At 70.9% G+C, this 26,488-nt stretch carries 25 protein-coding genes; 10 read left to right on the forward strand and 15 right to left on the reverse strand.

What is annotated here, in order from left to right:
* Positions 1–193: 193 nt before the first annotated feature.
* Positions 194–1,441: an LOG family protein gene (locus ACFHWY_RS15930; RefSeq protein ID WP_416580967.1), complete on the forward strand. Its 1,248-nt coding sequence runs from the start codon at positions 194–196 to the stop codon at positions 1,439–1,441.
* 114 nt (positions 1,442–1,555) lie between these two features.
* Here the strand turns inward: ACFHWY_RS15930 and fbaA are convergent, their stop codons facing one another.
* The gene (gene fbaA / locus ACFHWY_RS15935) at positions 1,556–2,581 is read right to left on the reverse strand and encodes a class II fructose-bisphosphate aldolase (RefSeq protein ID WP_416580968.1); all 1,026 of its coding nucleotides are present in this window, start codon (positions 2,579–2,581) and stop codon (positions 1,556–1,558) included.
* Positions 2,582–2,825: 244 nt separating this feature from the next.
* The gene (locus ACFHWY_RS15940; RefSeq protein ID WP_416580969.1) at positions 2,826–3,209 is read right to left on the reverse strand and encodes a phage holin family protein; all 384 of its coding nucleotides are present in this window, start codon (positions 3,207–3,209) and stop codon (positions 2,826–2,828) included.
* A 167-nt stretch (positions 3,210–3,376) separates the two neighbouring features.
* Between ACFHWY_RS15940 and ACFHWY_RS15945 the strand changes: the two genes are divergently transcribed.
* The 3 genes from ACFHWY_RS15945 (at position 3,377) to ACFHWY_RS15955 (ending at position 6,427) form a co-directional block, all read left to right on the forward strand.
* Positions 3,377–3,589 carry a hypothetical protein gene (locus ACFHWY_RS15945; RefSeq protein WP_416580970.1) on the forward strand — a complete coding sequence of 71 codons (213 nt, stop codon included), beginning with the start codon at positions 3,377–3,379 and terminating at the stop codon, positions 3,587–3,589.
* Positions 3,590–3,746: 157 nt separating this feature from the next.
* Positions 3,747–5,333 carry an LPXTG cell wall anchor domain-containing protein gene (locus ACFHWY_RS15950; protein WP_416580971.1) on the forward strand — a complete coding sequence of 529 codons (1,587 nt, stop codon included), beginning with the start codon at positions 3,747–3,749 and terminating at the stop codon, positions 5,331–5,333.
* Between the two features lie 158 nt (positions 5,334–5,491).
* Positions 5,492–6,427, forward strand: coding sequence for a DUF368 domain-containing protein (locus tag ACFHWY_RS15955; RefSeq protein ID WP_416580972.1), 936 nt, complete (start codon positions 5,492–5,494; stop codon positions 6,425–6,427).
* A 52-nt stretch (positions 6,428–6,479) separates the two neighbouring features.
* Here ACFHWY_RS15955 and ACFHWY_RS15960 read toward each other — a convergent pair whose 3' ends face one another.
* From ACFHWY_RS15960 to clpB, 8 genes are all read right to left on the reverse strand, one after another.
* Positions 6,480–6,857, reverse strand: coding sequence for an ArsR/SmtB family transcription factor (locus ACFHWY_RS15960; protein ID WP_007454255.1), 378 nt, complete (start codon positions 6,855–6,857; stop codon positions 6,480–6,482).
* A gap of 57 nt (positions 6,858–6,914) precedes the next feature.
* Positions 6,915–7,445 (reverse strand): orotate phosphoribosyltransferase, encoded by a 531-nt coding sequence (locus ACFHWY_RS15965; RefSeq protein ID WP_416580973.1) that lies wholly within the window; start codon positions 7,443–7,445, stop codon positions 6,915–6,917.
* A 155-nt stretch (positions 7,446–7,600) separates the two neighbouring features.
* The gene (locus ACFHWY_RS15970; RefSeq protein WP_416581023.1) at positions 7,601–8,410 is read right to left on the reverse strand and encodes an SDR family NAD(P)-dependent oxidoreductase; all 810 of its coding nucleotides are present in this window, start codon (positions 8,408–8,410) and stop codon (positions 7,601–7,603) included.
* A gap of 8 nt (positions 8,411–8,418) precedes the next feature.
* Entirely contained in the window at positions 8,419–9,105 is a 687-nt protein-coding gene (locus tag ACFHWY_RS15975; RefSeq protein ID WP_416580974.1) for a hypothetical protein, read from the reverse strand.
* Between the two features lie 76 nt (positions 9,106–9,181).
* On the reverse strand, positions 9,182–10,015 hold the full coding sequence (locus ACFHWY_RS15980) for a hypothetical protein (protein WP_416580975.1): 834 nt from the start codon (positions 10,013–10,015) through the stop codon (positions 9,182–9,184).
* A gap of 129 nt (positions 10,016–10,144) precedes the next feature.
* Positions 10,145–10,753 carry a DUF4178 domain-containing protein gene (locus tag ACFHWY_RS15985; protein WP_416580976.1) on the reverse strand — a complete coding sequence of 203 codons (609 nt, stop codon included), beginning with the start codon at positions 10,751–10,753 and terminating at the stop codon, positions 10,145–10,147.
* 152 nt (positions 10,754–10,905) lie between these two features.
* Positions 10,906–11,286: a hypothetical protein gene (locus ACFHWY_RS15990; RefSeq protein ID WP_416580977.1), complete on the reverse strand. Its 381-nt coding sequence runs from the start codon at positions 11,284–11,286 to the stop codon at positions 10,906–10,908.
* 10 nt (positions 11,287–11,296) lie between these two features.
* A complete protein-coding gene (gene clpB, locus ACFHWY_RS15995; protein ID WP_416580978.1) occupies positions 11,297–13,918 on the reverse strand; it encodes an ATP-dependent chaperone ClpB in 2,622 nt (873 codons plus the stop codon).
* 255 nt (positions 13,919–14,173) lie between these two features.
* Here clpB and ACFHWY_RS16000 point away from each other — a divergent pair, with 255 nt between their 5' ends.
* From ACFHWY_RS16000 to ACFHWY_RS16010, 3 genes are all read left to right on the forward strand, one after another.
* Positions 14,174–14,674 carry a cation:proton antiporter regulatory subunit gene (locus ACFHWY_RS16000; RefSeq protein ID WP_416580979.1) on the forward strand — a complete coding sequence of 167 codons (501 nt, stop codon included), beginning with the start codon at positions 14,174–14,176 and terminating at the stop codon, positions 14,672–14,674.
* 7 nt (positions 14,675–14,681) lie between these two features.
* Positions 14,682–15,887: a cation:proton antiporter gene (locus ACFHWY_RS16005; RefSeq protein ID WP_416580980.1), complete on the forward strand. Its 1,206-nt coding sequence runs from the start codon at positions 14,682–14,684 to the stop codon at positions 15,885–15,887.
* 168 nt (positions 15,888–16,055) lie between these two features.
* The gene (locus ACFHWY_RS16010) at positions 16,056–16,484 is read left to right on the forward strand and encodes a hypothetical protein (protein ID WP_416580981.1); all 429 of its coding nucleotides are present in this window, start codon (positions 16,056–16,058) and stop codon (positions 16,482–16,484) included.
* Between the two features lie 92 nt (positions 16,485–16,576).
* On the opposite strand, the gene ACFHWY_RS16015 is transcribed toward ACFHWY_RS16010, so the two are convergent.
* The 5 genes from ACFHWY_RS16015 to dnaK all read right to left on the reverse strand — a co-directional run bounded on the left by ACFHWY_RS16015 (position 16,577) and on the right by dnaK (position 21,369).
* A complete protein-coding gene (locus tag ACFHWY_RS16015) occupies positions 16,577–16,819 on the reverse strand; it encodes a hypothetical protein (RefSeq protein ID WP_416580982.1) in 243 nt (80 codons plus the stop codon).
* Between the two features lie 126 nt (positions 16,820–16,945).
* Positions 16,946–17,383 carry a heat shock protein transcriptional repressor HspR gene (locus ACFHWY_RS16020; protein ID WP_416580983.1) on the reverse strand — a complete coding sequence of 146 codons (438 nt, stop codon included), beginning with the start codon at positions 17,381–17,383 and terminating at the stop codon, positions 16,946–16,948.
* A 28-nt stretch (positions 17,384–17,411) separates the two neighbouring features.
* Entirely contained in the window at positions 17,412–18,590 is a 1,179-nt protein-coding gene (gene dnaJ, locus ACFHWY_RS16025) for a molecular chaperone DnaJ (RefSeq protein ID WP_416580984.1), read from the reverse strand.
* An 84-nt stretch (positions 18,591–18,674) separates the two neighbouring features.
* Positions 18,675–19,436, reverse strand: a complete 762-nt coding sequence (gene grpE, locus ACFHWY_RS16030; RefSeq protein ID WP_416580985.1) for a nucleotide exchange factor GrpE — start codon at positions 19,434–19,436, stop codon at positions 18,675–18,677.
* Positions 19,437–19,482: 46 nt separating this feature from the next.
* The gene (dnaK, locus tag ACFHWY_RS16035; RefSeq protein WP_416580986.1) at positions 19,483–21,369 is read right to left on the reverse strand and encodes a molecular chaperone DnaK; all 1,887 of its coding nucleotides are present in this window, start codon (positions 21,367–21,369) and stop codon (positions 19,483–19,485) included.
* 221 nt (positions 21,370–21,590) lie between these two features.
* On the opposite strand from dnaK, the gene ACFHWY_RS16040 reads away from it, so the two are divergent.
* From ACFHWY_RS16040 to ACFHWY_RS16050, 3 genes are all read left to right on the forward strand, one after another.
* The gene (locus ACFHWY_RS16040) at positions 21,591–23,456 is read left to right on the forward strand and encodes an ABC transporter (protein ID WP_416580987.1); all 1,866 of its coding nucleotides are present in this window, start codon (positions 21,591–21,593) and stop codon (positions 23,454–23,456) included.
* A 5-nt stretch (positions 23,457–23,461) separates the two neighbouring features.
* Positions 23,462–25,135, forward strand: a complete 1,674-nt coding sequence (locus ACFHWY_RS16045; RefSeq protein ID WP_416581024.1) for a GTPase — start codon at positions 23,462–23,464, stop codon at positions 25,133–25,135.
* A 112-nt stretch (positions 25,136–25,247) separates the two neighbouring features.
* Complete coding sequence (locus tag ACFHWY_RS16050) at positions 25,248–26,468, forward strand: hypothetical protein (protein WP_416580988.1); 1,221 nt, start codon at positions 25,248–25,250, stop codon at positions 26,466–26,468.
* Positions 26,469–26,488 lie beyond the last annotated feature (20 nt).

Below are 26,488 nucleotides of genomic sequence, written 5' to 3' on the forward strand. Positions count from 1 at the left end.
CGAGAGGCCTGTCACGCCTGCGGCCCATGCCGGAATCGGACCGTTTCCACTACAACTGTGGATCCGGAGCCTCCCCAGGAACCGGATGCGGGAGCCCGGCCAGGCCGCCGGGCTCCCGCCCGACTCTCCAACTCCGTTTCCTACCCGCCGGGCCGCGTCCGGCGTGGCCACGCCGGCCGGGCAGGATGATCGGGTGCCGACTCCACCCCCTGCGGACGTCATCGAGCCGCACACCTGGACAGACGAGATTCAGACCAGGGCCGAGTTCGACCGGCGGCTGGCCACCGGCAGCCTGGTCGGGCTCACCGTCCAGGGGCTCCGGCTGGATCTGGACCCGTTTCCCGACTTCACCGACGTAGCGGTTACCGGGACGCTTTTCGTCGGTTGCCGCTTCGCCTCCCGGCAGGTCGGCGCCGACCTGGTCCGGCGCGGCGCCAACGTGGTGCCGCCGTTCTCCGGGCTCCCGTACCCGACCCAGCCGTCTCACCTCTACACCCCGCAGGATCTGGCCGCCGGCTTCACCGAGGGCGGCTCCGCCGCCATGTACGACACCCGGGTGTACGCGCATTTTCGCGCCCACGGCGGGGCGCTGCCGGACGTCCGGGAGGCACTCGGCCAGCGCCTGCACGACCACGGCATCGACAATGCGCTAGCCGACGCCACCCGGGCCTGGCTGGCCACCCACGGGCCGCAGTCCGTGGTCGGAGTGATGGGTGGCCACGCGGTACGTCGGGGCAGCGCTCCGTACCGGATGGCGGCGGTGCTCGGGCGGGAGCTGGCGCGGGCCCACCGGCTGGTGGTGACCGGCGGCGGGCCCGGGGTGATGGAGGCAGCGAACCTCGGCGCGTACCTGTCGACCCGGCCGGCCGAGGATCTCACCGCCGCCATCGATGTGCTCTCCACCGCACCGGACTTCACCGACCACGACCGCTACACGGCGGCGGCGCTGCGGGTAAGGGAGTCCTTCGGCCGGTCGGTGCTGCCGCCCGGAAACGAGACCGAACCCGTCGCCGCCTACCGGGCGGACTCGACCGCGCTGACCACCGGCGGGCTGGACTGGGCGAGCTGCGGCGGACTGGCCATCCCGACCTGGCTCTACGGTCACGAACCGGCGAACCTGTTCGCCGGCCGGATCGCCAAGTACTTCTCGAACGCGATCCGTGAGGACACCATCCTGCGGCTCGCCCGGGGTGGCATCGTCTTCGCTCCCGGCGGGGCCGGCACCGTGCAGGAGGTGTTCCAGGCGGCCACCAAGACCTACTACGGCACCGACGGGATCAGCGGCGCGTACGTTTTCCTGGACCGCGCGTACTGGACGAAGGAGCTGCCGGTGGAGTCGCTGTTGCGCCCGCTGCTGGTCGGCTCGCCGTTCGGCGACCTGTCGGGCACGGTGCACCTGACCGATGACGTCCACGAGGCCGTCCGCCTGCTGACCGAGTAAGGAAGGGCCCCTGTCAACGCCTCCGGTGGAGGAGGGTCCCCTATCAATGCCCGGCACAGCGCGGCGGCCGGCCCCCTGGTGGGGACCGGCCGCCGGATGATCAGCGTGAGTGGGTCACTTGGTCATCGTGGTGCCGGTCGAGCGTAGGTGCTCGCAGGCCTCCGCCACCCGGGCGGCCATGCCGGTTTCGGCGGCTTTGCCCCACACCCGCGGGTCGTACATCTTCTTGTTGCCGACCTCACCGTCGACCTTCAGTACGCCGTCGTAGTTGCGGAGCATGTGGTCGGCGACCGGGCGGGAGAAGGTGTACTGGGTGTCGGTGTCGATGTTCATCTTCACCACGCCGTAGTCGAGCGCCTCGCGGATCTCCGAGAGCAGCGAGCCGGAGCCTCCGTGGAAGACCAGGCTGAGCGGCTTGTCCTTGCCGTGCTTGGCGCCGACCGCCTCCTGGATCTGGTTGAGGATTTCCGGCCGGAGCTTGACGTTGCCCGGCTTGTATACGCCGTGCACGTTGCCGAAGGTCAGCGCCGCCATGTAGCGACCCTTCTCACCCAGACCGAGCGCCTCGACCATGGCCAGGCCGTCGTCGACGGTCGTGTAGAGCTTGTCGTTGATGGCGTTCTCGACGCCGTCCTCCTCGCCACCGACGACACCGACCTCGATCTCCAGGACGATCTTGCCCTTGGCCGCCTCGTCGAGCAGTTGGGCGGCGATCTCCAGGTTCTCCGCCACCGGTACGGCCGAGCCGTCCCACATGTGCGACTGGTACAGCGGCTGCTCGCCGCGCTTGACCCGCTCCTGCGAGATGGCCATCAACGGCCGGACGAACTTGTCCAGCTTGTCCTTGGGGCAGTGGTCGGTGTGCAGCGCGATGTTCACCGGGTACTTCTTGGCCACCTCGTGCGCGTACGCGGCGAACGCCACGGCGCCGGTGACCATGTCCTTGATCGACGGGCCGGAAAGGTATTCGGCACCACCGGTCGAGACCTGGACGATGCCGTCGCTCTCCGCGTCGGCGAAGCCCTTGAGCGCCGCGTTCAGCGTCTGTGAGGACGTCACGTTGATCGCCGGGTACGCGTACCGGCCGTCCTTGGCGCGGTCCAGCATCTCGGCGTAAGCCTCGGGGGAAGCGATGGGCATGTCGAACGCTCCTTACTTGCCGCTGTCGGCCGTGCGGCCGCTGTTCTCCGTGGTGGCCGGCCGGGTGGCCGGCTGGTGCCGGCCGTGCGACCGACTGGTCACCCTTGAGGGGCCGGCCGCGCGGCCGGCTGGTCTCGCCGGGGAGCCGGCCGGATAGCCGCCAGCTCCCCTGGGTACGCCGGACCGCGCTGTCCTCCGCGGGCAGTATCCCGTAGCTGAGCCGGCCGGGCACAACCGGGCCGGTTCACCGTCGGTCCGCGGAGTCCGGTAGCACGACGCTGATCAGCCAGGTCACCACCGCCATCACGATGGCGCCCCAGAAGGCCGCCCAGAAGCCGTCCACCTCGAACGGCAGATCGAGGGCCCGGGCGATCCGGTCGGTCAGCAGGAACAACAGGGCGTTGACCACCAGCGCGAACAGGCCGAGCGTCAACAGGTAGAAGACGCAGCCCACCACCTTGATGAGCGGCTTCAGCACCGCGTTGACCACACCGAAGATCAACGCTACGACGATCAGGGTGAACGCCGTGTCGTAGCCGGTCCGGCCGGTCACCTCGACCCCGGGTACGACAAGCGTGGTGATCCACAGGGCGACGGCGGTCACCGCCAACCGGATGAGAAAGCCCACGGCACCAGTTTGGCACCGGTCGCTGGCGCCGGTGTGTGGTTCGGCCCGACTCGGCAACGCTCGCGCCGGGCCATCGCCGGGCCGGCGGCCCACCCGCTTCCCAGCGAGACAGCGACACAGACCGTACCGTGGGTGGGTACCGTCCACCGACTACCCGGAGGCACCGAATGGGCCAGCCCGACGAGGATTTCGCCCCCGGCGACCACCTCAGTCCGGAGGAGCGCGACCCGGAGGCCGAACCGGCCGACGCGGTCGAGCAGGCCGCCGTGGTCAACCCAACCGGGCTGGATGCCGAGCCGCACCGCGGCTTGGAGGTCGACGACTGGGACGCGATGGAGCAGGCCCGCGTCGTGAGTGCCGACGAGGACGACTACCGCTGACCGGCGGCGTCGGCGGGCTGCGCCCCCTACCGCATCGGTCCATCTACCAACCGTTCGGCTGATCTTCGGCCAGCACATTCGACCCGGGCAGCGAAAGACTTAGGCGTTCCTTAATATCCGGGGGCTTCACCTGCGACCTCACGGGAGGACCCCCTTCATGCCAACCCACCGCACCCGGCGCCGGCTAGCCGGGCTGGGCGTGGCCGGCGCGCTCGTCGCCGCCATCGCCATACCCGCCAACCCTGCCTCGGCCGAGCAGGCCGAGATCTCGCTGGGCGTCTACTTCGGCGACACCACCATCGCCGCCGGCTCCACCGGAAAGATCGAAGGCGCCATCGGGTACGCCTCGTCGCCGGTCGTCCTGCGCGACCTCACCGTGCGGTACGACTTCGCCGGCCTGGCCGACACGGCGACGGTCAGCCCGGAGAGCCCCAGCTCATGTGAGACGCCCGAGCCGAGCGTGCTGATCTGCGCCTACCCGTGGGAGGTGGACCTCGACGAGTGGGGCTACGGCGGCATCTTCCCGGTGATCATCGAGCCGGCCGCGGACGCGAAGGACGGCGACGAGGGCACCATCAAGGTCAGTCTCAGCGCCGCCGGGTTCGCCCCGGTCTCCCACGAGGCGCGGGTACGCGTCGGCGAGGGCGTCGACCTGGCTGCCGGCCCCTCCACCGAGCGGTCCGCCGCTCCGGGCAAGGCGTTCACCGCACCGCTGAAGGTCAGCAATGCCGGCACCACGGTCGCCAAGGGCGTCACCGTGATCTTCTACAACGACTACGGCATCCGGGCCGGCAAGAAGTACCGCAATTGCACTTACGTCGGTACCGAGCTGCGCACCTGCCATTTTGCCGACGATCTCGCGCCGGGTGCCAGTTACAGCGCCACCCTCGCCTACCAGGTCGCCAAGGACGCGTTCGCCCCGGGCTTCGACTACGGCGAGATCGGCTGGATGACGCCGGCCGAGTTCGAGGACTTCGAGGCGTACCTGAAGAGTCGGGGTGCCACGGTCGGTGAGCCGGGAACCGGCGACGAGTTGACGCTGAGCGAGGTCGGCGCGAGCATCGCGGCGCGCGGCTTCCAGGCAGACACCGAGCCGGACAACAACTGGTCGAGCCTCAGATTGACGGTGACCGGCAAGAACAGCACGGACCTCGAAGCGATCGGCGCCAAGGTCTCCGGCGCGGCCGGTGACGAGGTCGTCGCGACGGTTGGCTTCCGCAACAACGGTCCGGCCACCCTGGACCACGGCCGCAGCGGCTCCTCGGTCACCTACCTGCAGATCCAGATCCCCACCGGCACGAGTGCCGTCACGGCCCCGGACAACTGCTCCCCGATCAAGGGCGAGGACGAGTGGGGTGGGCCGGGCGAGGCCGGTGGCCGCACCTACCGCTGCTATGCCGGGACCTTCATCAAGGCGGGCGACGAGGAGCTTATGGACTTCGGTCTCCGCATCGACAAGGTCGTCCCAGACTCCGCCGGCGATGTCAAGGTCAACGTGCCGTGTCAGTGTGACGGTGGTTTCTATGCCGACCTGAAGCCCGCCAACGACGTCGCCAAGCTCGTCGTCAACGCGAGTGGCGGCCAGGGCGACGGGGGCGGCCAGGGCGACGGGGGCGACGGCTCAGAACTGCCGATCACCGGCGCCAACGCCGCCCTGATCGCTGGCGTCGGCGGCGTGTTGCTCGCCGCCGGGGTGGCCGGCTTCGTGCTGGCCCGCCGTCGCCGTACCCACTTCACGGTCTGACCCGGGCGCAGCCCGACCTTTTCGTGGTGCCCCCGTCGCGCAAGCGGCGGGGGCACCACCATGACCTGACCGGGCCGGCAGTGGACACACCGGTAGCCTCAATGGCCGTGGCGGACGCCACACGCGACTGGTCGAACGATTCACGAAACGGAACTTTCATGGCATTGGGCGAACGGGTAGGCCACGTCCTGCGCGGCGCGGCCATCGGCGTGGCCGAGGCTGTACCGGGCGTCAGCGGCGGGACCATCGCGCTGGTCACCGGCGTGTACGAGCGGGTCATCGCATCTGCCGGGCATCTGGTGAACACCGTCCGGTACGCGGCTTCCGACGTACCACGCGGGCGCGGCTGGACCCGCGCCGGGCACCAGTTCCGGCAGGTGCACTGGGAGGTGGTGCTCCCGCTGCTGATCGGCATGCTGCCCGGCCTGCTGATCGCGGCGAAGGTGCTGGAACCGCTGCTGGCCGACCATCCGGAGCAGACCAGAGGGCTCTTCCTCGGGCTGGTACTCGCCTCGGTGCTGGTGCCGATCTCGATGGTCGGCAAGCCGTGGCGCGGGCTTGAGGTGTTCGCCCTGGTGGCCGCCGCGGTGGCCGCGTTCGTGCTGACCGGGCTTCCGCAGGCCACCATCGAACCGCATCCGCTGATCGTGTTGGTCGCGGCGGCGGTCGCGGTCTGCGCGCTGGTCCTGCCGGGCGTGTCCGGATCGTTCCTGCTGCTGACCGTCGGCCTGTACGAGCCGACCATCAGCGCCGTCAACGACCGCGACTTCGGCTATCTCGCGATTTTCGCGACGGGCATGGTCATCGGCCTGGCGCTCTTCGTCAAGCTGCTTCAGTGGCTGCTCGAAGAGCATCGCCGGGTGACTCTGGCGGTGATGGCCGGAGTGATCCTGGGCAGCCTACGAGCGCTGTGGCCGTGGCAGTCCGAGGATCGCGCCCTGCACGCACCGGGCGAGAGCATCCCGTCCATCGTCGCGCTGTTCCTACTCGGCGTCGTCATGGTCACGGCAATGATCATCGCCGAGCGTCGTCGGTTGCGCCGGGCCGCCCGGGATCTCACCGAGGAGACATACGAGACGCCACACGTCCGCTAACGCCCACCGCTTGGTGGCTGCCGACTCTGGGCGGCCACCAAGCGGTTCCGGTTCAACGAGCCTTTTTGGTGGCCCGCTTACGCGGAGGGGTCAGCAGGTCGGCGATCGTAGCGATCGCACTCGGCACCAGCCGGTAGTAGGCCCACACACCGCGCTTCTCCCGCTCCAGCAGACCGGCCTCGGTCAGGATGCGCAGATGGTGGCTGACCGTCGGCTGCGAGAGGCCAAGCGGTGCGGTGAGGTCACACACACACGCCTCGCCCTCGGGCGCCGACTGGATCAGGCTGAGTAGCCGCAGCCGAGCAGGGTCGGCAAGGGCCTTTAGGACCCCCGCCAGCCGCTCGGCGTCGGCGCGTTCGATCGGCTCGCCGGCAAGCGGCGAGATCTGAGGCATAGTCATTTCGGCCAACGCAGTTCCCACGTATTCCATCCTTCCACCAGCAGCATCGATCCGCCTGCATATCAGCAGGTACGAATCGGCAGACTTTTACGCCACAAGGCCGAGGTCAGCCAACGTATAGGCCGCCCGATACGGCACTCCGGCGGCTCGCACCGCGTCGCCGGCGCCACGATCAACGATAACCGCCACCCCCACGATCTCGGCCCCGGCCTCGCCAAGGGCTTCGACGGCGGTCAACACACTTGCTCCGGTGGTGGAGGTGTCCTCCACCACCAGCACTCGACAACCGGCCACATCAGGTCCCTCGATCCGTCGCTGCAGCCCGTGCGCCTTGCCCGCCTTGCGGACCACGAACGCATCCAGCGGACGTCCGCCTTCGTGCAGCATCGCCAGGGCAATCGGGTCGGCACCCAATGTCAGACCACCCACCGCATCGTAGGACCAGTCAGCGGTCAGTTCCCGCATCACCCGACCCACCAACGGTGCCGCCCGGTGATGGAGCGTGACGCGTCGCAGATCGACGTACCAGTCAGCCTCCCGCCCGGAGGAGAGCACCACCCGGCCATGGACCACAGCCAGGTCGGAGATGAATTTACGCAGGTCGTCATGGTCCCCCATGGCGATAGAGCGTACTGCGCGAATCTATCTGGCGACTGTGCGGGCCGCCTGGGTCAACCCTTCAGGGGAACCGATGAGTGGCGATGCCCGATCACGCTACGTCGACAGTCGCGCTGACCCGCGCAATCCACCGGACCGCCGTCGTCGGTCGCCAGTCAGCCGCGATCACGGCCGATGCGTCCCCGGGTGTCGCGGGCGATAACGTCCAGCAGCCGGCGCGGGGCGTGCCGAAGGCCCGCCCCGGCCAGCTTGTACTTCCACGACGGAACGCTGACCAGTCGGCCTTTCCCCAGGTCACGCAGAGCTTCATCGACCACTGTGGACGCGTCGAGCCACATCCACCCAGGAGTTCCGGATATGTCGATGCCGGCCCGCTGGTGGAACTCGGTCCGCGTGTAACCGGGGCAGAGCGCCATCACGCGTACGCTGAACGGGCGGGCGGACTGACCGACGGACTCGCTGAAATTTGTGACCCACGCCTTGCTGGCCGAGTACGTCGAACCCGGCATCACCGCACCGAAACCGGCGACGGAAGAGACATTAATCACTGCCCCGCTGCGCCGTTCGGTCATCGATTGCAGCGCGACGAGGGTCAGCCGCATCACCGCGTGCACGTTGAGCCGCAACAGCCGGGCCTCATCCTGCGGCGACGACCGGAGGAACGGACTGTTCAGGCTGATCCCGGCGTTGTTGACCAGCAACTCGACGGCAGGATCGTCGGCCAGTCGCCGCTCGACCGCCGCACATCCGTCGTCGGTGGACAGGTCGGCCGCGACCGTCTCCGTCTCGATGCCGTGCCGGCCGGTCAACTCGGCGGCCTGCGCGGCCAGCCGGTCCGTGTCGCGGGCGACGAGCACCAAGTGCCAGCCGTCGGCGGCCAGCCGCCCGGCGAAGGCGGCACCAATTCCTGCGGTTGCCCCTGTGATCAACGCCCATCGCTCGGTGCTCGGCTGGTCGGACGGCACGGGCTTGCTCACCTCGGCGGGTACGGGGACGACGTCGGCGCCCCGGGCGGCGGCGGGTAGTGCTGGTACGGCGGGTAGTGCTGGTACGGCGATGCGGGTGGCTGGTGCCCAGGTGTGGGCGGGTGTGGTGCGGGGCGGCGACGGAACCAGGCGTTGGCTCCGGGCATCGCCAGCAGCACGGCTACCACAAGGTAACCGAGCACCTGACCGACCGAAAGGGTTGCGGTGAGGGCAATCCACCACGACGGGTGGGCCTGCGAAACCAGGTCGAGCAACTCGGCCGTGGTCCGGTCCTCACCGAAGTCCAGCGGCGTGGCGCGCTGCACGCCCAGCGCGGCGACACTGCCGCAGCCGCAGCACACACCCAACCCGGCGACCACCCAGGTGCCCACCCGAACTGCGGGGCGGCGGGCGGCGAGGCCCAGCGCCAGGCCGACCAGTAGGACACCGGCGAGCACGCTCACCACCGCCGACAGCATGAACGACGCCCACAGCAGAGCGACCATCGCGTCGACGTCGGGGGCGGGGGCCGAGATGCCGGCGGCCGCCTCCCGGAAGCGATTGACGGTGCCGCCGACGGCGCTCAGGCCGGCCACCGCGTACCCGAGGGCGCCGAGCGCCAGCACCGCCAGCACCGCCACGGCCAGCACGACCACGGCCGGCCGGCGGACCGGTGTCTGTTCTGGGTACGACACGACGAGTCCCTCCGGTAGGCGTTCGGAAGCAACCTACTCGGAGGGACCGCCGCAGTCGTGCCTAAATCACCGGCGGTCAGCCAGGGCGATCGGTGGGTGGCTGCTCACCGGACTGCTCTGGGCCGCTGGCCGGAGGGGTCTGCCCGCTCAACCCGCCAGGCTGGCTGCCCGGGTCGCCGGCCGGTGGCTGGCCACCGGAGGCCGGGTGAACCGGTTCGGCCGGTGGCTGCGAGGTGCCCGGATAGCCGGGCACGATGGGCGTGGCGCCCGGGTGACCCGGTGCCGCCGGGTAGCCGGGCTGGCCCGGGTAGGTGCCGCCGGGCGCGGGCGGCTCCCACTGCGCGGTCGGCTTGCGGAAGAACTCGTTGGCCTTCGGCAGTGCCAGCAGGATCAGCGCGACCAGCAGCGAGATCAGACTGATCACGCCGAGTAGGATGCTGACCGGAGTGACCCAGCCCGGCAGCGCCTCCTCCAGCTGACGCTGGATCTCCTCGCCGCTGGGCATGTCGCCGCTGGTTCCGCCCGGCGCGCTGAAGCCGCCGGCCACCCCGCTGAGCAGGCTGAGGCCCACGCAGCAGAACAGAATGCCGCCGACGATCCAGGTGGCGATCCGGGAGCCGTTCTTGCCCCGAAGGTTCAGCAGACCCAGGCCGAACAGTGCGAACGACACCGCCAGCAGGAAGATGGCGGAGCCCACGCCGAGGGCGACCGTCAGACCGGCGACGTTCTCCGCTCCTTCTACGGTGGAGCCCTCGTATGCCTCCTCCATCACCTCGCGGACGGTGCCGATGGTGGCCAGCGAGATGACCATGCTGATCAGTTGGCAGATCGCGAACAGCAACAGCAGGTAGGTGGATATCGTGACCACGCCCGGCCGGGACCGGGTGGGCGTGTTCTGGGGATCGACCACTTTTTTCCTTCCCTCAAGTGCGCTTCACCGTATCTGCAACAGGCCGTCCTGGCATGACAGGACGCCGACTGGTCGGCGCGTCATCGGCCATCCGGGCTGGCCAAGTGGCGGAACGGATTTTCGGCAGCGTCAGGAGCCGTTCTGCGGATGGACGGTCACGTCGCCGCGATCGAGCCGCTCCCCACGGGCCATCTCCCAGCCGGCCTCGCCGTACGCCTCGAAAGTGAGCCGCGCCCCACCCGGTGCCCGGTAGTCGTGATAGCGCATGGTGCCGCTCGGCGCGAGGCCGGTGCCGCCGGAGGCGGTGTAGCGCGCCTGGCCGGACTCGTGCCAGCTGTACCGGCGGCCATTGAGCTCCACGACCGGAGCGCCCGGATCGACGGCGACGGTGCGCGACGCGGGCTCCCACAGCACCAGGTCGAAGCCGGGATCCTCCGCCACGGACAGCCGGTGCCGGCCGTCGACGTCGTCGAAGAGATGCTGTGCCCAGCTCCATCCGCCCTCGACCAGCCGGATCGAGCCACGCACCCGGTAGGCGAGGTCGCCGATCTCGACGATGTCACCGACCGCGATCCGACGCGGATCACGTCGCGGGCCGCCGTACGGCTGCCGCCGGCCGACCGGTCGCCGCGAACGGTCGCGCCGCCGCCACCGCAGCACGACCACGACCACGACCACGACCACGACCAACCCGGCCAGGCACCCGAGCGCCACCAGGTATCCCGATGCACCGTCCACCCGGTCACCTCCGAGACAGGTCGCGGATACGCTAACCATGATCCGCGCGACGCGGACGTCCCGCCATCGGACTACCGATCGCACTCGCCCCGATCGGCGTCCGACCGCGAGCCCCGGCACTGTCGACCGGACGGCCTGACCGGGCGGACGGATCAGGCCGTGGCGATCCGCTCGGTGGCGTACTCGCCGACGGTGGTGCTCCCCATGACGCAGCCGGTGGCCGTGCTCAGCTGCGTAGTATCGCCACGCAGCACCGTCCAGGCCGCCCGCCCTCTCACCGGGTCGAGTCGCTCCAGCAGGCTGGCGGCGTACACCCGGCCGGCCGGGGTGCCGGTCGTGAGCAGGCGGTCGAGCAGGTCGCGTACCTCGTCGGGCTGGTCGGTCAGTGCCGCGACGATCCGCTGGTACGCCTCCGTCTCCGCCAGCACCGAACCCGCGATCCCCACCCCGCCGAACGCGAGGGTGCCGGCGTGGGCGAGTTCCGATACCGCCCTCGCCAGCTCCGACTCCTCCTTGCGCCGCATGCCGAACATGCCTCCATCCTCACCCGGGCCGGCCGTTCCCGCTCGGTGAACGGGCGGCCGTCACCGACAGGCCGTCCTTGCCGTCGGCGAGATCGACCCGCACCGTGTCGCCGTCGCGGATCTGGCCGGCGAGCAGTGCCCTGGCGAGCTGGTCGCCGATCGCGGACTGGACCAGGCGGCGTAGCGGGCGGGCGCCGTAGATCGGGTCGTACCCGTGCTCGGCGAGCCAGCCACCGGCGGCGTCGGTGATGTCGAGTGACAGGCGACGGTCGGCGAGCCGGCGGCGCAACCGGGCCAGCTGGATGTCCACGATGGCCCGCAGGTCGTCGCCGAGCAGCGCGGCGAAGACCACGATGTCGTCGAGCCGGTTGAGGAACTCCGGCTTGAAATGGGACCGGACCATCGCGAGGACGCCCTCGCGGCGCTGCTCCTCGGCCAGCATCAGGTCACTGATCAGCGCCGAGCCGAGGTTCGAGGTGAGGATCAGGATCACGTTTCGGAAGTCGACCGTACGCCCCTGGCCGTCGGTCAGCCGGCCGTCGTCGAGCACCTGGAGCAGGATGTCGAAGACGTCCGGGTGCGCCTTCTCCACCTCGTCCAGCAGGATCACCGAGTACGGCCTGCGGCGGACCGCCTCGGTGAGCTGACCGCCCTCCTCGTAGCCGATGTAGCCGGGCGGAGCACCGACCAGGCGGGCCACCGTGTGCTTCTCACCGTACTCGCTCATGTCGATGCGGACCATGGCCCGCTCGTCGTCGAAGAGGAACTCGGCGAGCACCTTGGCCAGCTCGGTCTTGCCGACACCGGTCGGGCCGAGGAAGAGGAAGCTGCCGGTCGGGCGGTCCGGGTCGGCGACGCCGGCCCGGGCCCGGCGTACCGCGTCGGAGACCGCGCCGACCGCTTCGGCCTGGCCGACCACGCGCTTGCGCAGCGACTCCTCCATCCGCAGCAACTTGGCGGTCTCGCCTTCCAGCAGTCGACCGGCGGGGATGCCGGTCCAGGAGGCGACCACGGCGGCGATGTCGTCCGCGCCGACCTCCTCCTTGAGCATCGCACCGGCGGACTGGAGCCGGGCCAGCTCCTCCTCGGCGTTGGCCAGCTCGACCTTGAGCGCGGGAATCCGGCCGTACCGCAGCTCGGCGGCGCGTTCCAGTTCGCCGTCGCGTTCGGCCCGCTCGGCCTCGCCGCCGAGCCGCTCCAACTCCTCCTTCGCGGTGGAGAGCTTGGTGATGTGGCTCTTCTCGGTCTGCCAGCGCTCGGATAGGACGGTGAGCTGCTCACGCTTGTCGGCCAACTCCTTGCGCAGCCGTGCCAGGCGCTCGGCTGAGGCGGCGTCCGGCTCCTTGGCCAACGCCATCTCCTCGATCTCCAGCCGGCGGACCGCCCGCTCGATCTCGTCCACCTCGACCGGTCGCGAGTCGATCTCCATCCGGAGCCGGGACGCCGACTCGTCGACGAGGTCGATCGCCTTGTCCGGCAGGAACCGGTCGGTGATGTACCGGTCGGAGAGGGTTGCGGCGGCGACCAGCGCGGCGTCGGTGATGCGTACGCCGTGGTGCACCTCGTAGCGCTCCTTGAGCCCGCGCAGGATGCCGATGGTGTCCTCCACGGTGGGCTCACCGACCAGCACCGGCTGGAAGCGGCGTTCCAGGGCCGGGTCCTTCTCGATGTGCCCGCGGTACTCGTCCAGCGTGGTCGCACCGACCATGCGCAGCTCACCACGGGCCAGCATCGGCTTGAGCATGTTGCCGGCGTCCATCGAGCCCTCGCCCTTGCCGGCGCCGACCACGGTGTGCAGCTCGTCGAGGAAGGTGATGACCTGACCGTCGGAGTTCTTGATCTCCTCCAGCACGGACTTCAACCGCTCCTCGAACTGGCCCCGGTACGACGCACCGGCGACCATGGAGCCGAGGTCGAGCGACACCAGCTTCTTGTCGCGCAGCGACTCGGGCACGTCACCGGCGACGATCCGCTGGGCCAGGCCCTCGACGATCGCGGTCTTGCCGACGCCGGGCTCGCCGATCAGCACCGGGTTGTTCTTGGTACGCCGGGAGAGCACCTGGATCACCCGACGGATCTCGGAGTCTCGGCCGATCACCGGGTCGATCTTGCCGTCCCGCGCGCTCGCGGTCAGGTCGACGCCGTACTTGGCCAGCGCCTGGAAGGTCTGCTCCGGGTCGGCGGTGGTGACCCGACGGTCGCCGCCACGCACCTGTGGGAAGGCGGCGACCAGGCTCTCCTCGGTGGCACCGGCGGCCCGGAGCGCTCCGGAGACGGCACCACCGACCCTGGCCAGGCCGGCGAGCAGGTGCTCGGTGGAGATGTACTCGTCGCCCAGCGGGCGGGCGATCTGCTCAGCGGCGCCGATGGCGTTGACGAACTCGCGAGCCAGGGTCGGCTCCGCGATGCTCGAACCCCGGGCGGCGGGCAGCGCGTCGACCGCCCGTTGCGCGGCCCGGCGCAGCTCGGCGGGGTCGGCCCCGACGGCGCGCAGCAGGCCGGCAGCGGTCGAGCCCTCGGTTTCCAGCAGCGACAGCAGCAGGTGCCACGGTTCGACGGTGGCGTGCCCGCGCTGGTTCGCCAGGGCCACGGCGCCGGTAATGGTCTCGCGGCTCTTGGTGGTGAGGCGTTCGGTGTTCATGGGCTCCCCTGGATCGGTGTGTCCACTGGTACCGACACAACCAGACTTGAGCCTATTCCACTCAAGTCCTGCGGTGTGAGCTGGGTCACCCAGATCGGCCACCGACCGGATACCAGGCTTGATTCCGGCCGGCAACAGGAGTGGCCGACCCGCGCTGACCTGTCGCCTCACCCAACTCGCCTGAGCTGCCCCTCAGCCGTCCGTGTCAGGTGGCCCACAGGTCGTGCCCGCTACCGTGCCGGTAGCGTTGGCCAGGTGCGAGTACGTGTCGAACAGACTGCCTTGCCGGGGATCGGTGTCCGCCACGACATGGTGACGGAGTCGGGTCGCCGCCTCGGCGTCGTCTCCCACCGCAGCGGCCGGCGGGACCTCGTCCTCTACGACCCGGATGACCCGGATGCCTGCTCGGCGGACATTCCGCTCACCGATGACGAGGCGGAGGCGCTGGCCGACATCCTCGGCGCGTCGCTGATGCTCGGCCAGCTCTCCGGGCTGCGGGAGCAGGCCGCCGGGCTGCTCACCGAGCAGGTCGCGATTCCGGCCAGCTCGCCGTACGTCAATCGGCAGCTGGGGGACACGAAAGCCCGGACGCGCACCGGCGCCTCGATCGTGGCCGTGCTGCGCGACGGCGAGGTGAATGTCTCTCCGGCTCCCTCGTACCGGTTCATCGCCGGCGACGTGGTGGTCGTCGTCGGGACCCGCCACGGTCTCGACGCTGTGACGGCCATCTTCGCCGACGGCGATCCGGACGGCTGAGACGCGGATGCACGAAACCACGACCCTGCTTGTCGAAGTCGGCGCGCTGCTGTTCCTGCTCGGTCTGCTCGGCCGGCTGAGCCGCCGGATCGGCCTGTCGCCGATCCCGCTGTACCTGCTCGCCGGACTCGCCTTCGGCCACGGCGGCATCGTGGAACTCAACGCCAGCGAGGAGTTCTTCGCCGTCGGCGCGGAGATCGGCGTGATCCTGCTGCTGGTGATGCTCGGCCTGGAGTACTCGGCCACCGAACTGATCGGCAACCTCCGAGCGTCCGCGCCGGCCGGGCTGATCGACGTACTGCTCAACGCACTGCCGGGAGCGGCCTTCGCGCTGCTGCTCGGCTGGGGTTGGGTGGCCGCGGTGGTGCTCGCCGGGATCACCTGGATCTCCTCCTCCGGCGTGATCGCCAAGGTCCTTGCCGACCTGGGCCGGCTCGGTAACCGGGAGACGCCGGTGGTCCTCTCGGTGCTGGTGATCGAGGATCTGGCGATGGCGTTCTACCTGCCCCTGGTGACCGCCCTGCTGGCTGGCGTCGGTCTGGCCGAGGGCGGCCTCGGCCTGGGCATCGCGGTGCTGACCGTGATCGCGGTGCTGGTGGTCGCCGTCCGGTACGGCAAGGTCATCTCCCAGTTGATGTCTGCCGACGACGCCGAGGCGCTGCTGCTCGGGGTGCTCGGCCTGACCCTGCTGGTGGCCGGGATCGCGGCAAAACTCCAGGTGTCGGCGGCGGTCGGTGCTTTCCTGGTCGGCATCGCGCTCTCCGGGCCGGTCGCCCACCACGCCACGGAACTGTTGACGCCGCTGCGGGACTTGTTCGCCGCCGTCTTCTTCGTCTTTTTCGGTCTGGTCACCGACCCGCGGGACATCCCACCGGTGCTGCTGCCGGCGCTGCTGCTCGCACTGGTGACGATGGGAACGAAGACGCTGACCGGCTACCTGGCGGCCCGGCGGGCCGGCATCGCCGAGCCGGGACGCTGGCGCGCCGGGCTGGCACTCATACCCCGGGGAGAGTTCTCCATCGTCATCGCCGGGCTGGCGGTGGCCGCCGGCAGCGTCGAGCCTCAGTTGGCGGCGCTCGCCACGGCGTACGTGCTCATCACGGTGGTGACCGGGCCGATGCTCGCCCGGTTGCCGGACCTGGACTGGTTCAAGCAGTGGCTCCGCGGACGGGCCAGGGCCCAGCGGGCGCGCCCGGCGCCGGTGTCCGAATGAACCCGGCCGACGTTTTCGGGCGTCAGCCGCTCCCGGATGGCGGACAGATGCCGAATTGCCGCCCGCGGGACTACCCGTGACTCACCAGTACGCGTTAACGTTTCGCCCCAGCAGCCAGGGTTCGTGGCGGGCAGACGCCCCCGCAGGTGGAGAGCGGAAGGTTGGCCGGTGAGCGTGCAGGAGTCAACGTTCCACGGCTTTGCCAACCCCGTCGATCCGACCCCGGCGGAGTTGCGGGCCTGGGCGTACCACCCGGATTCCGTCCCGTTGACGTCCATGCCGCCCGACTGGGACCTGCTGGTCTCCGGCGACCGGCTGGTGATGACGCTGTTCGAACTGGCGATGGACGCGCGCTGCCCGGCCCGCCGCTTCGCACTGCACTGCCTCTACATCTACGCCGCGGACGGGATCCGGACGAACTTCCGGGCCCACCCGAAGCGGCGCTTCCGCAAGCTCGTCGACCAGGCCGAGCGCAGTGGTGACGAGATGATGCGGGCGTGGGCGCACAACAGCCGGGTGCTGCTGTCCCGGCCGGAGCTGTTCGTCTACCGGGAGTGGTGCGAGGGTGGGCTGGTGCGGGAGAACCGCCGGCTCTGAGGTCCCAGCTCCGGTCCGGTCGAAGCCGTGGCGGTCTGACGGCGAACGGGCCGGGACCCCCCGTGGCTCCCGGCCCGCACGTCAGCAGGTCCTCAGCGGGCCGGTCCGCCCCGCGGGCGACGATGCTGCTCGCTACGCGCCCGGCCGGCGCCGTGGCCGACGTGGACGCTCCTGCGGGCTTCACCCGAGTCGCCCGAGCCTCTGAACCTGCCGGACTTCACCTGGTCGGAGAAGCGTCCGCCGGAGATCCGGTCGAATCGCTGCCGGACGTTGTCGGCCAGGTTGTCGAGCCGATGCTCCGCCTCTTCGGCCACCGTCCTCGCCGATTCCGCCATAACTCCCCCGCCAACTCGGAGTCCGGATTCAGGTGGTTAAACCTGATTTCATCAGGCTAACGGAGCCAACCTGGCTCGCGCTCGAGTTTCCGTCAAGTGTGGGCACGGCCGCCGGAGCGACCCGGGTCACCGGCCAGGGCCGCGGCGGGGCCGCCAAACCACCAGGGCGGTCGAGGTCTGGTTGGTCGGGACCAGATCCCGTCCGGGAAAGCGGGCCAACGACTCCAGCTCGGCCATCCGACGGTACGCGGCCTCCAGCTCGGCCTCCAGCTGGGCGACCCGCTGCTGCGCCTGCTCCAGCAACTGCTCCAGCCCAATGATCCGCTTGATCCCGGCGAGGTTGACCCCGTCGTCCTGACTGAGCCGCTGCACCTCACGCAGCAGCACCACGTCCCGGACGCTGTACCGCCGCCCGCCGCCCGCCGCCCGGCCGGCCTGCACCAGACCGAGCCGGTCGTACTGACGCAGCGTCTGCGGGTGCATCCCCGCCATCCGCGCCGCAACCGAGATCATCAGCACCTTGGCCTCGTAGGTAGGGTCGTCCGAGCCGAGAAACCCGCTCATCCCGCTCACCTCCGCACCGCTTCACCGATCAACCGACCCGACGCATCCGTGCGTCGAGATGTTCCCGGGCCGCCGGCGGGGTCTGCTCGGCAAACGTCTTCAGCGCCGCCCGCGCCTCGTCGGAGACCTTCGCCGGCACCACCACGTCGAGGGTGACCAGCAGGTCGCCGGCCTGGCCGTCCCGGCGGCTGACCCCCTTGCCCCGGGCCCGCAGGATCCGCCCGCTCGGCGTGCCCGGCGGCACCCGCAGCGTCACCACGCCGTCGAGAGTCGGCACCCGCAGGTCGGTGCCGAGCACCGCCTCCGTGAAGGTGATCGGGACGGTCAGGGTCAGGTCGTCGCCGGCGCGCCCGAACAGGTCGTCCGGCCGGACCCTCACGAGCACGAACAGGTCACCCGCCGGGCCGCCGCGCTCGCCCGGCTCGCCCCGACCGGTCAGCCGGATCCGCTGGCCGTCAGCCACCCCGCCGGGGAAGCGGACGTTGAGCGTCCGAGTCCTGGTGACCCCGCCGCTGCCCTGGCACTCCGGGCACTTCTCGTCCACCACGGTGCCGACGCCCTGACAGTTACGGCACGGCTCGGAGAAGCTGAACGCACCCTGGTTCCGGTTGGTCCTGCCGACACCGTGACAGACCGGGCAGGCCCGTGGCTGGGTACCGGGCTTGGCGCCGTTGCCGTGGCAGGTGTCGCAGACACCCGGCGCCCGCAGCGTCAACGGCAGGGTGACGCCCCGGACGGCATCGTTGAAGTCGAGCGCCACCTCGGTCTCGACGTCGCGCCCCCGGGCCGGGCCGGGGGCGCCCGCACCACCCCCACCACCGGAGAACATCGAGCTGAAGAGGTCGGAGATGCCACCGCCGGCGAAACGGCCACCGGCGGCCTGTGCGCCGCCGCCGAACAGGTCGGAGACATCGAACGGCACGCCGCCCGGCTGACCCGGCTGGCGGGCGCCGCGCCGGAACGCACCCGAGCCGAAGAGCGAACGCAACTCGTCGTACTCGCGGCGCTTCACGTCGTCGCCGAGCACCGCGTACGCCTCGGAGACCGCCTTGAAGCGTTCCTCGGCCCGCTGGTCGCCAGGATTGTGGTCCGGGTGCGACTCGCGCGCCAGCTTCCGGTACGCCTTCTTGATGTCGTCACCGGGAGTGGTCTTCGCCACCCCCAGGACTGCGTAGAAGTCCTTCTCGATCCAGTCCTTGGAACTCACCCGTGCACCTCCTCCCCGCCCCGGGCCCGAGTCGCCCCGCCCGCCGGGTGTCGGCGAGCGGGGCGGCCAGGTGACCGTCGCGCACTATTCCGGTTCGGCCACCGCGACCATCGCGGGCCGCAGCAGTCGCTCACCGATCTGGTAGCCCCGACGCATCACCTGCACGCAGGTCGGCTCGGTCACGTCGGCCGAGGTCTGATGGGCCACCGCCTCGTGTCGCGTCGGGTCGAACGGGTCACCCTGCACGCCGAACGGAGTCAACCCGAACTTGCCCAGCGCGGTGGTCAGCTGCTCGGCCACCGATCCGAACGGGCCGACGAGATCGCCGTGCTCCCTGGCCCGGTCGAAGTCGTCCAGGATGGGTAGCAGGGCTGCGAGCACCGAACCGGTCGCCTGCTCGGTGACCAGGCCGCGGTCCCGCTCGACCCGCTTGCGGTAGTTGGCGTACTCGGCCGACACCCGCTGCACGTCCCGGGTCCGCTCCTCAAGCTCGGCGCGAAGCGCCGCCAGCTCGGCGGGCCCGCCGTCGGTCGGCTCCGACGGCTCCCCGACGGGCTGCGCCGGTGAGTCCACCACCGGCGCGTCCTCGCTGGCCGACGATTCGCTGAGCGCGCTGGTCTCGACCTCGATCGAGTCGACCACCACCTCGGCGTCCTCGACCAGGCCCTCCGCCGGCACGTTCGGCCCGGCGTCGGCTGCGGTACCCGCCGGCTCGCTGATCTGGCTGATCTTGCGGTTGTTGCGGACGACGACCCGCGGCGCGTCGCCGGTGGCCGGCTCGGACGCCGAGCCACCCGGCGCCGACCCGGTGCGACCCGGGTCGGCGGCTCGTGGCTTCTCCGTCATACGACTACCTCATCCCTCTGCCCGTGAGCTCGTGTCGCCAGGACCGTCACTTCTTGTCCTCGTCCACGATCTCCGCGTCGACCACGTCGTCCGTCCCGGGCCGCGCGCCACCGGCCGCGCCGGGGCCGGCCGTACCCGCACCATCGGCAGCACCGGCACCGCTCGCACCAGCACCGCCCTCCGGCTGGGTCTGCTCGGCCTGCTGGGCGTAGAGCAGCGAGCCCGCCTCCTGCGACACCTGCGCGAGCTTCTCGTGCGACGACTTGATTTTTTCGATGTCGCTGCCACCCAGCGCACCGCGCAGCTCGCCGAGGGCCTCGTTCAGTTTGTCGCGGTTCTCCGCCGGGAGCTTGTCACCGTTCTCGGCCACGAACTTCTCGGTCTGCCACTGCAGGGCCTCGGCCACGTTGCGGCTCTCGGCCTCGTCGCGGCGACGCTTGTCCTCCTCCGCGTGCTCCTCGGCGTCCCGGCGCATCCGCTCGATGTCATCCTTCGGCAGCGAGGAGCCGCCGGTGATGGTCATCTTCTGCTCCTTGCCGGTGCCCAGGTCCTTGGCGTGGACGTTGACGATGCCGTTGGCGTCGATGTCGAAGGTGACCTCGATCTGCGGCACCCCACGCGGGGCCGGCGGCAGGCCGGTCAGCTCGAAGGTGCCGAGCTTCTTGTTGTACGCGGCGATGTCGCGCTCACCCTGGAACACCTGGATCAGCACCGACGGCTGGTTGTCGTCAGCGGTGGTGAACACCTCGGAGCGCTTGGTCGGGATGGTGGTGTTCCGCTCGATCAGTTTGGTGAAGATGCCGCCCTTGGTCTCGATGCCGAGGCTCAGCGGGGTGACGTCGAGCAGCAGTACGTCCTTGACCTCGCCCTTGAGCACACCGGCCTGGAGGGCGGCACCGACGGCGACGACCTCGTCCGGGTTGACGCCCTTGTTGGGCTCGCGGCCGGTGAGCTGCTTGACCAGGTCGGTCACCGCCGGCATCCGGGTCGATCCGCCGACCAGGATCACGTGCTCGACGTCGGCGACCTTGATGCCCGCGTCCTTCACGGCCTGCTCGAACGGGCCCTTGCAGCGGTCCAGCAGGTCCTGCGTCATCCGCTGGAACTCGGCCCGGCTGAGGGTCACGTCCAGGTGCAGCGGTCCGGCCGCGCCGGCGGTGATGTACGGCAGGTTGATGTTGGAGGTGGTGGCGGCGGACAGCTCGATCTTGGCCTTTTCGGCCGCTTCCCTGAGCCGCTGCATCGCCATCTTGTCCTGCGCCAGGTCGATGCCGTGCTCGCCGCGGAAGGTCTTCACCAGGTGGTCGATGATCCGCTGGTCCCAGTCGTCGCCACCGAGCAGGTTGTCGCCGCTGGTCGACTTGACCTCGATGACGCCCTCGGCCAGCTCCAGTAGCGACACGTCGAAGGTGCCGCCGCCGAGGTCGAAGACCAGGACGGTCTGCTCCTTGGAGCCCTTGTCCAGCCCGTACGCCAGGGCGGCCGCGGTCGGCTCGTTGACGATCCGCAGGACGTTGAAGCCGGCGATCTCACCGGCCTCCTTGGTGGCCTGGCGCTGGCCGTCGTTGAAGTAGGCCGGGACGGTGATCACCGCGTCGGAGATCTGCTCGCCCAGGTAGGCCTCCGCGTCACGCTTGAGCTTCATCAGCGTGCGGGCCGAGATCTCCTGCGGGGTGTACTTCTTGCCGTCGATGTCGACGGACCAGTTGGTGCCGATCTCCCGCTTCACGGAGCGGATCGTCCGGTCCGGGTTCGTCACCGCCTGACGCTTGGCCACCTCGCCGACGAGCACCTCGCCGTTGCGGGCGAACGCGACGATCGACGGGGTCGTCCGCGAGCCCTCTGCGTTGGCGATGACGGTGGGCTCACCGCCCTCCAGAACGCTGACGCAGGAGTTCGTCGTGCCGAGGTCGATACCGACCGCACGTGCCATCTTCGCTTCCTCGCTTCGTAACGTTGAGCAGGTGACAGGCTGCCCTGCCGCCCTGGTCAGCGGGTGCCGCGCGTGGCGACCCCACCTCAAGTTGAGTGAACTTGGCTCAATAGTGCCACGCCACCGTCGATCGTCAAGTCAGGGTTGAGTCAGATTGGCGCAACTCACCAGTCGCTAGCGATCGGTTGTCTTACCTTGTGTCGGTCGGGCAGGCTTTAGCGGTGACGACGAATGGCGACAACGCCTCAGCGTCCGGGACGCCCGCCGTCGCAGCCCGCACCGGCTTCACCGGCGCCGGCACGGACCGGCCCGCGGCCACCGGGGACGATGCCCTGCCCGACGCCCTGACCGGCCTGCGTGCCGCGATCGGGGCTGCCCGGTTCCCGTTGGCCCTGGCCTCGGCCGAATCGGCCGGACGGATCAGCGCCACGCTCGCCGACCAACTCGACGACTACCTGCTGCCCCGGCTCTCCCGTCTCGACGCCCCACTGCTCGTGGTGGTCGGCGGTTCCACCGGTGCCGGCAAGTCGACCCTGGTCAACAGTCTGGTGCAGGCCAGGGTCAGCACGGCGGGAGTGCTGCGGCCCACCACCCGGTCCCCGGTCCTGGTCTGCAACCCGGCCGACTCGGCATGGTTCCGCCGCGGCCATTTGCTGCCCGGGCTGACCCGCACCAACCAGCCCGACGGGGACCCCCGCACCCTGCACCTGGTCAGCGCCCCCGCGCTGCCTCCCGGGCTGGCGTTCCTGGACGCACCCGACATCGACTCGGTGGTCGACGCCAACCGGGCGCTGGCCGGCCAACTGCTCGCCGCCGCCGACCTCTGGCTCTTCGTCACGACCGCCGCCCGGTACGCCGACGCCGTCCCCTGGGAACTGCTGCACGGCGCTCGGGCCCGGGGCGCGGTGATCGCCCTGGTGCTCGACCGTGTGCCGGTCGAGGCGACCGACGAGGTCGCCGCCCACCTCGCCGAGATGCTCGCCGAACAGGGCCTCGGCGCGGCACCACTGTTCGTGCTGCCGGAGACCTGGGTCGACGGGCAGGGCCTGCTGCCCGGCCGGGTCACGGCACCGCTGGCGGACTGGTTCGCCCAGCTCGCCGTCGACGCGGACGCCCGGTCCGCGGTCGTCCGGCAGACGCTGGGTGGCGCGCTGGCCGCCCTGCAACCATCGGTGGAGACCCTCGCCGTGGCCGCCGACGAGCAGCTTGCCGCCACCGACGCGCTGGACGAACGGGTACGCGCGGCATACCGGGCCGCGAACCGGACGGTCGAGCAGGGGCTACGCGACGGGCGGCTACTCCGGGGCGAGGTGCTCGCCCGGTGGCAGGAGTTCATCGGGACCGGCGAGTTCTTTCGCACGATGGAGGCCCGGATCGGCCAGCTGCGGGACCGGGTCGTGGCCGCGTTCACCGGGCGCCCCGCCCCGGCCACCGAACTACGCGACGCGATCGAGTCCCAGCTGGTGACCCTGCTGCGGGGCGTGGCCGCAGAAGCAGCCGAACACGCGTACACCGGCTGGAAGTCGCATCCGGCCGGCGCCGCACTCGTCGAACCCGACCTTGCCCACCACTCCGCCGGCCTGCCCGGACAGGCCGAGCGGCTGGTCCGGGACTGGCAGCGGGGCGTGCTCGAGCTGGTCCGGGTCGAGGGCGGCGACCGGCGCTTCGTGGCCCGCACGGCGGCATACGCGGTCAACGCCACCGGACTGGTGGTGATGATCGCGGTCTTCGCCTCGACCGCGTTCATCCCGACCGGGCTGGAGGTCGCCACCGGGGCCGGCACCACCATCGCCGGTCAGGCGGTGCTCCAGGCCATCTTCGGCGACCAGGCCGTGCGTACGCTGGCCAACAAGGCCCGGGAGGACCTGCTGGAGCGGGTGCGGACCCTGCTGGACGCCGAGGCCGCCCGATTCCTGGACCGGACCGAAAAGGCCCGGCCCGCGGCCGGAACCGCGAATGCGCTGCGTCAGGCAGCCGAACGGGTGGAGGTGGCGCGACTGAACAGCGGATTCGCCGAGGCGACATCGGGCATCCGCGCGCCGGCGGCGGGCGCGGACTCCCCGGTCACCGGTCGGGAACGCGCGTGACCGGCATGGGTGGCCGCCTCCGCGAGGCGCTGCGGATCGCCGACAGCCGGGTGGACCCCGACCAGCTGGTCGCCCGGCTGGAGGCGGTGCACCGGTTTCTGGGCATCGTCGACGGCCACCTGCCGGACACGCCACTGGTGCCGGCCCGCACCCTGGTCGAACGGGCCGGCACTCGGCTGGCGCTCTCCCGGAACCACACTGTCGTAGCGCTGGCCGGCGCGACCGGCAGCGGCAAGTCGAGCCTGTTCAACGCTATGGCCCGGATGGACCTCTCACCCGTCGGGGTCCGCCGGCCCACCACCGGGATGACCCACGCCTGTGTCTGGGGGCCGCTCGACGGCGGCACCCGGCTGCTCGACTGGCTCGGTGTGCTGCCGCGGCACCGCTTCGTCCGGGAGAGCCTGCTGGACGGCCAGGACGAGTCCACGATGCACGGGCTGATCCTGCTCGACCTGCCGGATTTCGACTCCGTGCAGCACGCGCACCGGATGGAGGTGGACCGGCTACTCGGCCTGGTGGACCTCGTGGTCTGGGTGGTCGACCCGCAGAAGTACGCCGACCGGGTGATGCACCGCAGATACCTCCGCGAGTTCCGCCGGCACCGGGACGTCACCGTGGTCGTGCTCAACCAGACCGACCGGCTCTCGCCGGCCGAGGTGCCCCGGGTGCTCGCCGACCTGCGCCGCCTGCTCGACGCGGACGGCCTCGACGGGGTGCCCCTGGTGACCACCACGATCACCGAGCCGGCCGGCCCGGATGGCCTGCGGGCAGCACTGGAGCGAGCCGTCGCCGAGCGGCAGGCCGCGCTACGCCGGCTCTCCGGAGACCTGGACTCGGTAGTCGTCGCCCTGGACACCATGGTCGGCGAGCCCCGGACGGCGCTCGCCGCGGACGATCCGGCGGTCGCCACGCTGGACCGCGCGCTGGGCACCGCCGCCGGGGTACCGACGGTCGTGGCGGCGGTCGAGCAGGCATACCGGCACCGCGCGGCGGCGGCGACCGACTGGCCGCTGTTCCGGCTCCTGCGACGGCTGCGCTCCGATCCGCTGCGCCGGTTGCACCTGCCGCAGGGCGCCCCGAACGACCCGGCGGAAAGCCTGGTCGCAGCCACGTCCGTGCCCGAACCCAGCGCGGCGGACAAGTCCGCTCTGGCATTGGCGCTGCGTACCGTGGCCGAGCGGGCCGGTGCCGGGCTGCCGAACGCCTGGCCGGCCGCGATGACCGCAGCGGCCCGGTCCCGCCTGGCCGACCTGCCGGACGCCCTGGACGGCGCGCTCGCCAGCACCGACCTCGGCATGAGCCGCCCCCGTCGCTGGTGGCAGCTCGTCGGCGCGGTGCAGTGGCTGGTGACGGTCGCCGCAGCGGCCGGGCTGGGCTGGCTGGTCCTCGGCTACGCGATGCGGGCCCTGGGGTTGCCGGAGCTACGGCACCCGATGGTCGGTGAGGTACCGGTGCCAACCCTGCTGCTGCTCGGCGGACTGCTGACCGGGCTGCTGGTGGCCGCCCTGACCCGCCCGGTCATCCGTTGGGCCGCGCGGTGGACCGGCCAGCGGGCTGAGGCACAGCTGACCAGGGCAGTCGCCCAGGTCGGCGAAGAGCACGTGCTCGACCCGGTGCGTACGGTGATCGCCGCACACGCCGATGCGCGTACCGTGCTGGAGGTAGCCCGGCACCGGTAGCGGGCCCTCACGGGTGGGTACGTCGACGGATCGGGCCAGATCCGCGCGATCGTGTGCCGCACCGGCGGTCGCCGACCGCGTCATCGAGCGGCGAGCGGCGTAGGGTCGGGTCATGGCCACGCCACAGACCCCCTACGACGCGGTGCTGCACGCCGCACGCGACGTGACCAAGCTCGACTCGGCGCTGGACGCGGAGATGCTCGGCGCGGCCCTGCTGGGCAGCGTGTACGAGATCGCGGAGACGGATCGAGAGGCAGCGGTACGCGAGTTCGTGGCCGGTTTCCTCGCCGCGACCTCGCGACGGCGGGCTGCCGCGGCGACCACGGTCCGGGCGGTCTTCGCCGCCCTGGTGCCGGATGCGGCGGGCGCGGACCGGGTCCGTCCCGGCGCGACCGCGCCGGCCTGGTCCGGGCAGCTCGGCAAGGTGCACGTCACCGGCGCCTGGGCGTACGGCGACGTGTACGGCGACCAGACCTCCTACCTGGCCACCTTCGCCTACGACGAGGCCGTCGGAGGGCCGGAACACGCGCTGGTGGCGCTGGTCGACCACAACATCGGCATCACCAAGGACGTCTTCGTCGGCGGGCCGGCCAGTCGGATCCTGGAGCAGGTCCGGCAGTTGTGTGCCGACGACGAGTTGACCTGGTTCCGGGAGGAGAGCCCGACCCGGATGCGCGCCGAGGTGAGCCGGCACCTGGCGGTCACCGACGACCTGGGCCAACTGCCCGGCGCCTCCTCGCTGGCCACCGACCGCGCGCTCGTCGGTGCCCGGCTCGCGGTGCTGCCGGCCGCGACCGCGCCACCGCCCCGGATGGCCGACGAGCCACTGCCGGACGCCGAGCGGAGCGCGGAGATTCGGCGCTTCCTGGCCTCGCCGGACGCCACCCGGGCCGGGCTGGAGACTCTGGACGGCGCCGAGTTGGCCTCCCTGCACTTCTGCCTGGGGCTGCTGCTCGACCACGCGGCCACCTTCCCGGACGCTGATCCACTGCGGTGGAGCCCCACCGTCGCCGGGCTCTTCCTGCTCGACTGGGTGCACCGCCGGGCCGTGCTGGACATGGACGACGCGGCAATGATGCCCCGGGTGCTGCGCGCCTTCGCCGGGTACGCGGGCCGCCGACGCGGGCTGCCCGAGTCGGCGGTGGTGGCGACGGACAGCGCGATCGAGGAGATGGTGCCGGAGTTCGTCCGGCTCTACGCGACCGGTGAGCGGCGCAGCCCGGCCACCGCCGCCGTCGCGCAGTTGATGGCCGACGGCGTCGACCCGGACGACCCGGCCGCTCTGGACGCCTGGATCGAGGCCAACCGGAACCGCCTCGCCGACGACGGCTGACCTGCGCGCGGACGCCGTCC

Origin of the sequence: Micromonospora sp. LOL_024 (genome assembly GCF_048060415.1) — a bacterium.
GTDB lineage: Bacteria > Actinomycetota > Actinomycetes > Mycobacteriales > Micromonosporaceae > Micromonospora.

What these genes read in the sequence shown, in the direction of transcription:
- ACFHWY_RS15965 (WP_416580973.1), bottom strand. Translation starts at nt 7,445, where the DNA reads ATGGGGGACCATGACGACCTGCGTAAATTCATCTCCGACCTGGCTGTG.
- ACFHWY_RS15950 (WP_416580971.1), top strand. Translation starts at nt 3,747, where the DNA reads ATGCCAACCCACCGCACCCGGCGCCGGCTAGCCGGGCTGGGCGTGGCC.
- ACFHWY_RS16045 (WP_416581024.1), top strand. Translation starts at nt 23,462, where the DNA reads ATGGGTGGCCGCCTCCGCGAGGCGCTGCGGATCGCCGACAGCCGGGTG.
- grpE (WP_416580985.1), bottom strand. Translation starts at nt 19,436, where the DNA reads ATGACGGAGAAGCCACGAGCCGCCGACCCGGGTCGCACCGGGTCGGCG.
- ACFHWY_RS16050 (WP_416580988.1), top strand. Translation starts at nt 25,248, where the DNA reads ATGGCCACGCCACAGACCCCCTACGACGCGGTGCTGCACGCCGCACGC.
- ACFHWY_RS16020 (WP_416580983.1), bottom strand. Translation starts at nt 17,383, where the DNA reads ATGAGCGGGTTTCTCGGCTCGGACGACCCTACCTACGAGGCCAAGGTG.
- fbaA (WP_416580968.1), bottom strand. Translation starts at nt 2,581, where the DNA reads ATGCCCATCGCTTCCCCCGAGGCTTACGCCGAGATGCTGGACCGCGCC.
- ACFHWY_RS15955 (WP_416580972.1), top strand. Translation starts at nt 5,492, where the DNA reads ATGGCATTGGGCGAACGGGTAGGCCACGTCCTGCGCGGCGCGGCCATC.
- clpB (WP_416580978.1), bottom strand. Translation starts at nt 13,918, where the DNA reads ATGAACACCGAACGCCTCACCACCAAGAGCCGCGAGACCATTACCGGC.
- ACFHWY_RS16005 (WP_416580980.1), top strand. Translation starts at nt 14,682, where the DNA reads ATGCACGAAACCACGACCCTGCTTGTCGAAGTCGGCGCGCTGCTGTTC.
- ACFHWY_RS15945 (WP_416580970.1), top strand. Translation starts at nt 3,377, where the DNA reads ATGGGCCAGCCCGACGAGGATTTCGCCCCCGGCGACCACCTCAGTCCG.
- ACFHWY_RS15990 (WP_416580977.1), bottom strand. Translation starts at nt 11,286, where the DNA reads ATGTTCGGCATGCGGCGCAAGGAGGAGTCGGAGCTGGCGAGGGCGGTA.
- ACFHWY_RS16015 (WP_416580982.1), bottom strand. Translation starts at nt 16,819, where the DNA reads ATGGCGGAATCGGCGAGGACGGTGGCCGAAGAGGCGGAGCATCGGCTC.
- ACFHWY_RS15960 (WP_007454255.1), bottom strand. Translation starts at nt 6,857, where the DNA reads ATGGAATACGTGGGAACTGCGTTGGCCGAAATGACTATGCCTCAGATC.
- dnaK (WP_416580986.1), bottom strand. Translation starts at nt 21,369, where the DNA reads ATGGCACGTGCGGTCGGTATCGACCTCGGCACGACGAACTCCTGCGTC.